This is a genomic window from Bacillus sp. ok061, assembly GCF_900108285.1.
GTDB classification, from domain to species: domain Bacteria; phylum Bacillota; class Bacilli; order Bacillales; family Bacillaceae_G; genus Bacillus_A; species Bacillus_A thuringiensis_S.
In genome coordinates this window covers 1-11,937 of sequence record NZ_FNUW01000030.1, presented here as the reverse complement: position 1 = coordinate 11,937, position 11,937 = coordinate 1, and the positions used below count along the sequence as shown (strand labels likewise).

Here is an 11,937-nt window from a genome sequence, read left to right as displayed (position 1 = left end):
TTATCATATTTATTTTATTATGCCTATAACTGGAGGCTATGTGAATGGTAAGTGATCAGACGAGATATTCTAGGCTCGCGAATATAACAAAAATAATAAATACGAAATTAGAACTACGTGAAGTATTGCAGCGTGTAACAATGGCGATATCAGAGGAGATTGTTAGTTGTGATGCTGTTGGAATTTATTTACCCCAGGAAGATGGGACATTTAGAGGGTTTGCAGGAAAACCAGAGACTATAAATGGCGTAACGCTTGATACTCAGGTAATTGATCCTGAAATAGACTTACTGGCAAAAGAAGTTATTGAAACGAAAAAAACCATCTATATTCCTGATACCTCAAAGGATCATCGACCAGATCCGATACCAGTTGATGCGTTTAAAATTAAGTCCTTATTAGCTCTGCCTATCTCATTTAGGCAAGAGTTATTTGGTCTGGTTTTTTTATTTGATTATGGAATTCCGATGAACTTAACAGATTCAGAAATTCAAAGTGTTGAAGCTTATGTAAATATGGCTGCGGTGGCAATTCAAAACGCCAATAATTTAACACAAAAGGAAAACCTTATTGCTGAGAAGCAGTTGTTACTAAATGTTACACGTGATTTATCAATGTGTTCCTCGATACAGGAGAGTTTTGATAAATGCTTTTTTTACTTAAAACAGATTTTAGAGAGTAAAAATATGGCTGTCCATCTTCTAAATCCGCTAGACAAAACAACGATTAAAACAACGAAATTAAATAAGGGCTGTGATTGGACAGAAGCGGATTGGACAGAGAAAAGCTATGAAGCCAAGATCCAAGAGGTTCTTCGAACAAAAAATATAGATAGTAAGGATCTATTGATGATTCCATTGGTTTCAATGGGAGAAGTATTAGGGGTAATCGTCGTTGGCAAAGAAGGAAAAGCTCACAATTACGATAATTCTCAAATTCAACTAGCAAAATCTATCGTTGATGCCACAGCCCCTACGTTTTCAAATGTGTTATATATGGATCAACTAGAAAGCATAGTGGAAGAGCGAACGGGAGAGCTAGCTGCTGCTAATGAAAAAGTTACAAGTGTGATTGAATGTATTACGGATGGATTCTTTACTTTAAATAATAAATGGAAATTTACGTACGTAAATAAGTATCAATATTTTCCGCAAAGAAAAACAGCAAAAGATGTATTAGGAAAGAATATATGGGATGTTTTCCCGAGTGACATCGACACAGTTATGTATAAGGAATTTCATCGTGCGATGTCAGATCGAACTACAGTTCATTTCGAATTTTTTTCTACTGCAGATGAATATTGGCACGAAGTTATTGCATACCCGTATGATGATGGTATTTGTTGTATTTTTAAAAACATAACGGAAAAAAAGAAATATGAACAGGAATTGAAAAGATTATCTAACATTGATTTAATAGGGCAAATGGCAGCAGGTATCAGCCATGAAATTAGAAATCCAATGACAACGGTACTAGGATTTTTGCAGTTATTAAAAGAAGAGAATACCTATGAGAAACATAATAAGTACTTTCATTTAATGATTGAAGAACTTAACCGTGCCAATTCTATTATTACTGAATTTCTCTCAATGGGTAATACAAGGAAATTGGATTTGCAGATGTTAGATTTAAATTCAATTATCCGCGATATTATTCCTTTAATAAAGATTGATACGTATAATCAAAATAAATATATTCAAGTCGATACAAATGACATTCCGGAATTACTTTTAAATCGTAATGAGATACGGCAATTATTAATGAATCTATATCGTAATGGCTTAGAAGCGATGAATACAGGGAAGGTTCTAACCATTAGCACCTACAAGGAAGGTCAAAATTGTGTGGTGCTTGCAGTGCGGGATCAAGGAAAAGGTATCAGGCCTGAAGTATTGGAGAAACTGGGTACGCCATTTTACACGACCAAAGATAATGGAACTGGGTTGGGGTTAGGTGTATGTTATGCTATTGCTGCCCGCCATAATGCAAAAATAGAAATTCAAACAGGGTCGGAGGGCACTACCTTTTTCGTTAAATTTAATTATAAAAATAATAAAAAATAACCTTATTTATATTAGTTACGGTGAACTGTATCATAAATATTGATCCGAAATTAATCATGCCTCGTGTATTAACATGAAGTATTATTGGCTGTATATTGAATAAAAAATATAATCAAGAAAAAAGCACTTATCTTTACAAGATAGAGTGCTTTTTTATACGCATTTTATTATTTTAGATTTAACTGATATGTAATGAAGATGTACAGTAAATATGGGGTATGCAAGTGCCTGGTGAAATCAAGTATACTCAATATAGGAAAAAAGAAGTATTAGATGTACTTAGGGGGGGATTAACATATTTAAGGAAGATATGAAAAAAATATTGGTATCATTAATAAAAAATCCATTAGTAATAATCGTATACTGGATTTTTTGTTATGAATTAGCTTTATTATGTATGTATGGGAGAATGAATAATAATATTTATATTTGGTTATTATCTATAGTATTTCTAATACTTATTATTATATTTACTACAATTAAAATTGTGAAAAATAGGGAACGCGAATCATCCAAATTATTAAATGTAAAGGGATGGAAATACATTTCTGTTATAATTCTTATCCTTATAACGTCTTTTTATGGGATAAAAATTTATAAAAGTGCAACGAATTATGGCGGTAAACTAGCATGGTTTATAGAAAGCGTAAAAAACGAAAGATCAGTTAAACTTGAGCGTGATAATATATATAAGTATGGTGTAGAGGGCATTTTTGAAGATATAAATAAGAAATATACTTTGCCAAAGAAGTTATATATGTCGGATGATTTTACTTTGGAATTTAAATCAGATGGAACAATTACATCATTTGATACTTTTCTTTATGGGAAAAATGCTGCTGGAAAAGAGGAAAGCTACTTAATATCTTATAATAAAAATAAATCAAAAGATATTTTTGTAGGATTAAATGGGTATGTTAACGCTGATTATAATGAAGATAAATTAGTAAAACCTTTAATTAAAACAGTTCAAGCCATTCCAGTTAAACAAACTGTAAGTAAGTGGAATGAAGATAAGTATGGGCTGGTCTATTATGGGAAAAGGAACTGGGGTTACAACAGAGAAGGAATTATTAATATTAATAAAGATGGGAAATTAGAGAAGCTTGAAGAAGCAAAGTCCGAAATAATTGGATATACGGTATCTATATTTATCCCTGGAAAAGAGAAAGAGGTAGTACCTGCTAGATATAATTTACTAGGTGACCCAAATTGGAGTAAGGAAAGTAGTTCTAAAAAGAAAAAGAAGGATTTAACTAATAATAATGAGCAATTCTACTTTTCAAAAGAAGTTGGTTATAAACTAGATGTCACAGATAAAGCATTAGGGAGCACCTTTTATTCACTAAGCAAGACAATTGATGGAGGGGAAACATGGGGAGTTATAAATGAAGACCCTTTCAATGAAGCGGTCGGTAGTGCATCAGGAATCATCTTTTTTAATGAAAAGCTCGGATTTTTAAGGGCAGCCAGACCCTCTGGAAATGAAGGGGGGTTATACCGTACAGATGATGGTGGTATAACTTTTAAAAAGTTGAGCTATACAAATTATGAAGTGAAACTAGAAAGTGGACAGGTAATAAATCCGTTTAATTTTCCTAATCTGCCTTATGAGAAGGATGGAGTTTTTAACATGCTAGTAGGGCAAGGAGCAGATGGAGACTACAATGGTAATAGTAGTATACTTTATCAATCAAAAAATCAAGGTGAAACATGGGAGTATGTAAAAGAGGTTAAAGATAATTAATAGTGGGAAAGACCATTGGACAAAAATTACCGATGGTCTTTTAAACATTATTAGATGGTATGTAGATTTCCTAAAATAAGTATGTTTCTATTTCCATAAAAATATGCTGTAATATGAAGAGGAAAAAGTATAAGTAGTTAGAGAAGTGAGGAATTAAAGGTGAAGAAGTTTAAGAAGTTTTACTTGGAGATTACGAGTGTGTGTAATCTTGCGTGTAGCTTTTGTCCGCCGACGGAAAGGCAGAAGCAATTCATTTCTGTAGAGGATTTTTCTAAAAGATTAGACCAAATTAAACCTCACACAGACTACATTTATTTGCACGTGAAGGGTGAGCCGTTGCTCCATCCAAAAATAGATCAACTATTAGACTTAAGCCATGAAAAAGGGTTTAAAGTTAATATTACAACGAACGGAACGTTAATTAATAAGAGAAGGCATAGACTGTTAAATAAGCCTGCGTTAAGACAAATGAATTTTTCACTGCATAGTTTTGATGGACACCCAGGTTCGCAAGATAAAGAGGGCTATGTAAGGAGTATACTTTCCTTCATTAGGGAAGCAACGAGTCAATCAGATTTAATTGTATCGTTAAGGTTATGGAATTTAACTCAGGATAATAAAACAAATGCTGAAATCCAGAAAAATAGAGAGTTATTATCCATAATTGAAAATGAATTTGATCTATCTTATCAAATTGAAGAGAAGCTTACACCAGGAAAAGGTATAAAAATTGCAGAACGTGTCTTTATTAATCAAGACTATGAATTCCAGTGGCCAGCATTACATGAAGAAGAGGATGATGGGAAAGGATTCTGTCATGGACTTCGTAATCAAGCGGGTATTTTAGCGAATGGAACAGTTATTCCTTGCTGTTTAGATGGTGAAGGGATTATTAACCTTGGGAATATTAATAATGATTCATTTTCTAACATTATAGAAGGTGAAAGAGCAACAAATATTGTCGATGGATTTTCGAAAAGAGTTGCAGTTGAAGAGCTTTGCAGGAAATGTGGATATCGCAAAAGGTTTGGAAAATAAATATGAAATAAGCCCTCATAAAGCGAGGGCTTATTTTTTATCCTTGATAAGAATGCTCTAATTCATCAATTAATGAGCCAACGTAAGAAACGGCTTTACGGATTGCATCTGGTTTTGACATATCTACTCCGGCATGTTTCATTAGTTCAAGTGGTTTCATTGTACCACCAGCGCGAAGCACATCTAACCAGCGATCAATAGCAGGTTGTCCTTCCTCTTTAATCATTTGAGCTACTGCAGTAGATGCAGTGAGGCCTGCGGAATATGTGTAAGAATATAGACCCATATAATAATGAGGCTGACGCATCCAAGTTAAGCCCGCACCTTCATCGATTTCTACAGAATCTCCCCAGAATGTCGAAAGGACATTTGTTTTAATTTCAGTTAAAGTTGTAGCTGTAAGGGCCTGTCCTTCTTCTGCTAGAGCATATACCCTACGTTGATATTCACCCTCAAGTAAATGAGTAACAAAGTTGTGATAATATGTGCCGAGTAGTTGTAGAATGACCCATCTGCGCATTCTCTTATCGTCAGTAGTCGCTAGTAAATGCTGAGCTAATAGTAATTCATTCATAGTTGATGGTGCTTCAACAAAGTACATAGATGGGCGTACGTTCATGATACGTTGGTTTTTATTTGCTAAATAGAAATGACCAGCATGTCCAAATTCATGTGCTAATGTGAAGCATCCACGCATCGTATTTTGCCATGTAATTAAAATATAGGGATGAGAGCCGTATGGACTTGAGCAAAATGCCCCGGTTGATTTGCCTACGTTATCTGCAAGATCTACCCATCTTTCTTTGAATCCTTTTTGGATTATTGAACTATATTCATCGCCTAATACTTTTAAAGAATCTTGAATGAGCGTGCCTGCTTCTTCATAAGTAATAGCTGGATTAAATTCGGGATCTAAAGGTGCATGTAAGTCGCAGAAAAGCATTTGATCGAGTCCTAATACTTTCTTTTTTAAATCTGCAAAACGGCGCATATGAGGTGCTAATTCTTTATAAATAATATCAAGTTGGTTGTTATACATTTCAAGTGGAACTCTTTGTGGTTCTAATAGCATATGGGTAACGGATTCATATTTACGTAAACGAGAAAGTGTTACTTGTTTTTTAACTTCAGTAGCATATGTTGTGGCAATTGTATTTTTATATTGTTTTAGTGTGGAAACAAATGATGAATATGCTTTTCGACGTATATATGTGCTTGGAGAAAATTCATATTTGCTTTCAAATAATGAGAATGAAACAGGGAGTTCGTTTCCTTGTTCGTCTTGTATAGAAGTGAAATCCATATCGGCCAATTTAGTCATGCCGTAAATTTTGTATGGAGAACTATGAACTTCGCCAAGTGCAGCAAGTGCTTCTTCTGTTTCAGGAGAGAGAGTGTGCTGCCTTTTTTTGAGTATCTCTAGTAACGACTTACGGAAAGGTTCAAGTTTTGTTTCGTCAGTTAAATATTTTTCAATTGTTCCTTCTTCAAGTGAGAGAATTTCATTATGGATAAAGGATAGTGCAGTATGTACTTTCGTCCATAAAGCAGAAATTTTGGAAGAGTTCGCTTGAATAACTGGATTTGTATGATCAATAGATTCTTTTAAATTTGCATATGAATACAGTTTTGTTAACTTCATTAAAAGCTCTTCTTCTAAAAGTAGGCAATTTAATAAAGTTGTGGAGTTGGTATGTAAACGTCCTTTAAATGTATCAAGTTTCTGTATATCATTTTCTAATACGTTTAATGCGGTATGCCATTCGGCATCAGAATTATACAAATCGGATAAATCCCATGTTAGTTCAGCAGGCACCTCTGCGCGATTAAGGCGATTTTCCATTACATTTTTCAAGTCGTATCTCCTCCTTATTAAGACTATCTAAAAACATGATACTAGAAAATTCAGTAAAATAAAAATATTTTATATTTTTATATATGAAAAAGAAGGACAAGCACTTCTATGCTTGTCCTTCTTTTTAAATTTAAGGATTAATATACTTTATCGCCGTTGAAAATCGAGTTTTTCACGACAACATAATCTACAGTACGAATGGCATCTAATTTTGTTCCACCAGCGTAAGAGATAGAAGATTGAAGATCTTGTTCCATTTCGATTAACGTATCTTCTAAAGAACCTTTATGCTCAACGAACATTTTCTTACCTTCAACGTTTTTCTTCTCACCCTTTTGGAATTCAGAAGCAGAACCGAAGTATTCTTTATAAAGTTTGCCATCTCTTTCAATTGTTTCCCCTGGAGACTCTTCGTGACCAGCGAATAGAGAACCGATCATGACCATAGTTGCCCCAAATCGAATAGATTTAGCTACGTCGCCGTGTGTACGAATACCACCATCAGCGATAATTGGCTTACTTGCAGCTTTCGCACACCAGCGAAGTGCAGCTAGCTGCCAACCACCAGTTCCGAAGCCTGTTTTAATTTTAGTAATACAGACTTTACCAGGTCCAATACCAACTTTTGTTGCATCAGCACCAGCATTTTCTAATTCTCTTACCGCTTCTGGAGTTCCAACGTTTCCAGCGATAACGAAGCTCTCTGGTAAATGTTTTTTAATATGTTGAATCATGTTGATCACAGCATTAGAATGACCGTGTGCGATATCAATCGTGATATATTCAGGTGTAAGTTGCTCAGCAGCTAATTGTTGTACGAATTCATATTCGTCCTCTTTTACACCAACGCTGATAGAAGCGATTAATCCACGTGATTGCATATCTCTAATGAATGAGATTCGTTTCTCTGGTTGGAAACGATGCATGATATAGAAGTAATTGTTTTCAGCTAAATAAGTTGCGATTCTTTCATCAATAATCGTTTGCATATTTGCAGGCACGACAGGTAATTTAAATTTATATTTTCCTAAAGTGACAGTTGTATCACATTCAGAGCGGCTATTTACAATACATTTTGCAGGAATTAGTTGAATATCTTCATAGTCGAATACGTTTTCCATCATTTACACCCCTAAAATACGAATATTTTATTTTTATTAATCAAAAATGTTCGTCCATAGGATAATTTACATTATTTTTATTAAGAAGTCAAAGGATTTCTTAACATTTTTTGAAAAAGTAGATTTTATATCTAAAAAATAACGTTAAAAACGAATTTAAAATGTATTTTTATTTATATTGTTCGTTTATGGTAAGGGTTGAAAAATTGAGATAATTATAAAAGGTTGTATGTATTCTTTTTATTTTTTGGAGTGGGATGGAGGATACTATAAAAGGGTTAATGCTAACAATACGAGCAAAAGATGTTATCAATTAGTTGAACAATATATGAAATGATAAGGTTTATTTCTATATAAAAAGATGAATCTGGCATGAACCACCTTTTTATGTAAGGTTTCAAGTATAATAAGTAGGGTGATAGTAACGTATACAAAAGATAAAAAAGAAAATAATACATAATAAAATGAGGTTAATATATGAGTAAAAAAAGTTTTTCTGATTATAAATTAAGTAAGGAAATTGTAAGGGCACTTACTGGGTTAGGATATGATCATCCAACAGAAGTACAAGGTGAGGTTATTCCAGTCGCATTACAAAAGAAGGACCTTGTTGTGAAGTCTCAGACTGGAAGTGGAAAAACAGCTTCATTTGGTATTCCACTTTGTGAAATGGTGGAGTGGGAAGAGAATAAACCACAAGCATTAGTTTTAACACCAACGAGAGAGCTTGCGGTGCAGGTAAAAGAAGATATTACAAATATAGGTCGATTCAAAAGGATTAAGGCTGCGGCAGTTTATGGAAAATCTCCATTTGCACGTCAAAAATTAGAATTAAAGCAAAAGACACATATTGTAGTTGGGACTCCTGGTCGTGTGTTGGATCATATTGAAAAGGGTACCCTTTCTTTAGAGTGTTTGAAGTATTTAGTTATTGATGAAGCAGATGAGATGCTAAATATGGGCTTTATCGATCAAGTAGAGGCAATTATTGATGAATTACCTACAAAAAGAATGACAATGTTATTTTCAGCAACACTTCCAGAAGATGTTGAAAAATTATCTCGTACATATATGAATTCACCAATTCATATTGAAATTAAAGCGGCCGGGATTACAACGGATAAAATTGAACATACTCTTTTTGAAGTAAGGGAAGAAGAGAAGCTTTCACTTCTTAAGGATGTAACTATAATTGAAAATCCAGACAGTTGTATTATTTTTTGTCGTACACAAGAAAACGTAGATCATGTATATAGACAGCTAAAACGAGTTAATTATCCTTGTGACAAAATACACGGTGGTATGGTACAGGAAGATCGTTTTGAAGTTATGGATGATTTTAGAAAAGGAAAGTTCCGTTATTTAGTAGCAACAGACGTGGCTGCGAGAGGAATTGATATTGATAATATTACACATGTTATTAATTATGATATTCCACTTGAAAAAGAAAGCTATGTACATCGTACTGGAAGAACGGGACGAGCTGGAAATAGTGGAAAAGCTATTACATTTATAACACCATATGAAAATAGATTTTTAGAAGAGATTGAGGAGTATATTGGTTTTGAAATTCCAAAGGCAATTGGACCTTCAAAAGAAGAAGTTATGAAAGAGAAAGCTGCATTTGAAGAAAAGATACATGCTAAACCAATTATAAAGAAAGATAAAAATGCGGACATAAACAAAGGCATTATGAAGCTGTACTTTAATGGCGGGAAGAAAAAGAAAATTAGAGCGGTAGATTTCGTCGGTACAATTGCTAAAATTAAAGGTGTTACAGCAGAAGATATAGGTATTATTACGATACAAGATAACGTTTCTTACGTTGAAATATTAAATGGAAAAGGACCACTTGTCTTGAAAGTCATGAAGACTACAACGATTAAAGGGAAACAATTAAAAGTTCATGAGGCAATTAAATAAATAAAAAACTATCCACTTTAATAGGTGGATAGTTTTTTATTTATGATTTTTTCAAATCATCAACTAGTTGCTCTGCTAAACGTCTATACATATTACTCATAGTCACGAAGGATGTTAGTAGTAGAAATTTTTCTAGCTTTGTATCTTCTAAGGAAGAAATCTCATTTACTTCTGTAACACGTTTATTTACGTCTTGTTTAAAGCTTTCGACATTGCTTTCAGTAAGAGCAAGATAATTTTTATATACCGCATTTAATTCAAATGAATCATCGTTTAATAAGGAGTCATTTATATTTTCTAATGAACTTTTTATGTCGTTAATGGAGAGAGCTCCTTTTAATTGGTAAATTAGGCTAATTAAAATCATATGCTCTTTTGAATACTTTTTATTTTTGATAGGGATGAATAGTTTTCCTTTTGCGTAATTATTAATCATCGTTTTTGTTAATACTTTTTCATCATCAGTTCTCGTTGTATCTGCATAAGTATTCTCAAATAGTTGGACAACTTGGTCTACATATAAGTCAACATTTGGAATATCCTCAAGTTTAATATTTTTTTCTAAATGTAATGTCTCAAGTAATTCATTTATATTTTCCACGTAGAATCCCTCACTTTTATAACTTAGTGGAACTTAATGTTTAATATATCTTTAAATATGGTATTACGAAACAAATGAATTGTAAATGTTGACCTCAAAAAGAAATGTGTATATAATTACATGTAGTTATTAAAACTACATGTAATTATATGAGGGGTGTTATTATGAATGCTTATGTAAGGGAACCAGTTAACGCATTTACTCACTTAGGTGGAGCGATATTATCATTTATTGCCTTATTAGCCATGCTTGTGAAAGTTTCTATTAAGATGCCATCATTTGCTGCAATTACAGCTGTTATTTTGTTTGGTATTGGAATGATGGTCCTTTATACGTCGTCAGCTGTGTATCATAGTGTTGTGGCCAATGAACGTGTTATTTACTTCTTTAGGAAGCTAGATCATTCTATGATTTTTATATTAATTGCAGGTACATATGCACCCTTTTGCTTAATTACATTAAATTCAGCAAGTGGTTTGCTATTATTTTGTTTAGTCTATGCAACTGCGATTTGTGGTATTGTGTTTAAAATGTTTTGGTTTAATTGTCCAAGATGGTTATCGACAGCAATTTATATTACGATGGGTTGGTTAATTGTTTTGTTCTTTGCACCGTTAGCTGAGAATTTAAGTACAGGAGGTATTGTTTTCTTAGTACTTGGGGGCATTTTTTATACAATTGGTGGATTTATTTATGGCACAAAGCCAAAATGGCTAGAGTTTAAATATATGGGACATCATGAAATTTTTCATGTTTTTGTATTATTAGGTAGTCTTGCGCATTTTCTAAGTGTATATTGTTACGTAATTCAATAAAAAAACGCCACATAATTTTTATTATGTGGCGTTTTTTTATTACCTGATTAGAATCGTATATGTTATAAAATTATTATGGGATAAAATGTAAGTTTCTATGTTCGCATGTTAAACATAGGATAAGAAATATGTGATATACTTTGAGAAGTTTATAATGAATGAAATATGGAGGACTATAATTATGGCAATACTTGTAACAGGTGGAGCAGGATATATTGGTAGTCATACATGTGTAGAATTACTAAATAGCGGTTACGAAGTTATAGTAGTGGATAATCTTTCGAATAGCTCGGTAGAATCCATAAATCGAGTGAAAGAAATAACAGGAAAACAATTTAAGTTTTATAAAGAAGATGTTTTAAATCGCGAAGCGCTTGACGCAATTTTTGAAGGAAATGTAATTGAAGCAGTTATTCACTTTGCAGGATTTAAAGCTGTAGGGGAGTCAGTAGCGATTCCATTAACCTATTATCATAACAACATTACAAGCACGTTAGTGCTATGTGAAGTAATGCAGAAACATAATGTAAAGAAGATGATCTTTAGTTCATCTGCAACTGTATATGGTATCCCGGAAACGTCACCGATTACGGAGGAGTTTCCATTAAGTGCAACAAATCCATATGGTCAAACGAAATTAATGATTGAGCAAATTATGCGTGATGTGGCATTTGCAGATGCAGAATGGAGTATCGCATTACTTCGCTATTTCAATCCATTTGGTGCACACGAAAGTGGGCGTATCGGAGAAGATCCAAATGGAATCCCAAATAA

At 33.2% G+C, this 11,937-nt stretch carries 9 protein-coding genes; 6 read left to right on the top strand and 3 right to left on the bottom strand.

What is annotated here, in order from left to right; all coding sequences use genetic code 11:
• Nucleotides 1-44 precede the first annotated feature (44 nt).
• The 3 genes from C4S65_RS27355 to C4S65_RS27345 all read left to right on the top strand — a co-directional run bounded on the left by C4S65_RS27355 (nt 45) and on the right by C4S65_RS27345 (nt 4,848).
• Entirely contained in the window at nt 45-2,063 is a 2,019-nt protein-coding gene (locus tag C4S65_RS27355; RefSeq protein ID WP_098838749.1) for a GAF domain-containing sensor histidine kinase, read from the top strand.
• A 310-nt stretch (nt 2,064-2,373) separates the two neighbouring features.
• Nucleotides 2,374-3,810, top strand: a complete 1,437-nt coding sequence (locus C4S65_RS27350; protein ID WP_103945628.1) for a glycosyl hydrolase — start codon at nt 2,374-2,376, stop codon at nt 3,808-3,810.
• A gap of 159 nt (nt 3,811-3,969) precedes the next feature.
• A complete protein-coding gene (locus C4S65_RS27345) occupies nt 3,970-4,848 on the top strand; it encodes a radical SAM/SPASM domain-containing protein (RefSeq protein WP_042972880.1) in 879 nt (292 codons plus the stop codon).
• Nucleotides 4,849-4,885: 37 nt separating this feature from the next.
• Here the strand turns inward: C4S65_RS27345 and pepF are convergent, their stop codons facing one another.
• Nucleotides 4,886-6,703, bottom strand: coding sequence for an oligoendopeptidase F (gene pepF, locus C4S65_RS27340; RefSeq protein ID WP_103945627.1), 1,818 nt, complete (start codon nt 6,701-6,703; stop codon nt 4,886-4,888).
• Nucleotides 6,704-6,840: 137 nt separating this feature from the next.
• Nucleotides 6,841-7,824: a GMP reductase gene (gene guaC, locus C4S65_RS27335; protein ID WP_097821106.1), complete on the bottom strand. Its 984-nt coding sequence runs from the start codon at nt 7,822-7,824 to the stop codon at nt 6,841-6,843.
• 477 nt (nt 7,825-8,301) lie between these two features.
• On the opposite strand from guaC, the gene dbpA reads away from it, so the two are divergent.
• Nucleotides 8,302-9,747, top strand: coding sequence for an ATP-dependent RNA helicase DbpA (dbpA, locus tag C4S65_RS27330; RefSeq protein ID WP_097821105.1), 1,446 nt, complete (start codon nt 8,302-8,304; stop codon nt 9,745-9,747).
• Nucleotides 9,748-9,787: 40 nt separating this feature from the next.
• On the opposite strand, the gene C4S65_RS27325 is transcribed toward dbpA, so the two are convergent.
• Nucleotides 9,788-10,348 carry a DUF1836 domain-containing protein gene (locus tag C4S65_RS27325; RefSeq protein WP_000427876.1) on the bottom strand — a complete coding sequence of 187 codons (561 nt, stop codon included), beginning with the start codon at nt 10,346-10,348 and terminating at the stop codon, nt 9,788-9,790.
• Nucleotides 10,349-10,512: 164 nt separating this feature from the next.
• Between C4S65_RS27325 and C4S65_RS27320 the strand changes: the two genes are divergently transcribed.
• Together C4S65_RS27320 and galE are read left to right on the top strand one after the other, a co-directional pair.
• A complete protein-coding gene (locus C4S65_RS27320) occupies nt 10,513-11,163 on the top strand; it encodes a hemolysin III family protein (protein ID WP_000995366.1) in 651 nt (216 codons plus the stop codon).
• Between the two features lie 181 nt (nt 11,164-11,344).
• Nucleotides 11,345-11,937: UDP-glucose 4-epimerase GalE (galE, locus tag C4S65_RS27315; RefSeq protein WP_103945626.1), on the top strand; the 593-nt coding region annotated here is incomplete at its 3' end.

Excerpts from the sequence above, each read along its gene's own strand:
- C4S65_RS27355 (WP_098838749.1), top strand. The coding sequence starts at position 45 with ATGGTAAGTGATCAGACGAGATATTCTAGGCTCGCGAATATAACAAAA.
- C4S65_RS27350 (WP_103945628.1), top strand. The coding sequence starts at position 2,374 with ATGAAAAAAATATTGGTATCATTAATAAAAAATCCATTAGTAATAATC.
- guaC (WP_097821106.1), bottom strand. The coding sequence starts at position 7,824 with ATGGAAAACGTATTCGACTATGAAGATATTCAACTAATTCCTGCAAAA.
- dbpA (WP_097821105.1), top strand. The coding sequence starts at position 8,302 with ATGAGTAAAAAAAGTTTTTCTGATTATAAATTAAGTAAGGAAATTGTA.
- C4S65_RS27320 (WP_000995366.1), top strand. The coding sequence starts at position 10,513 with ATGAATGCTTATGTAAGGGAACCAGTTAACGCATTTACTCACTTAGGT.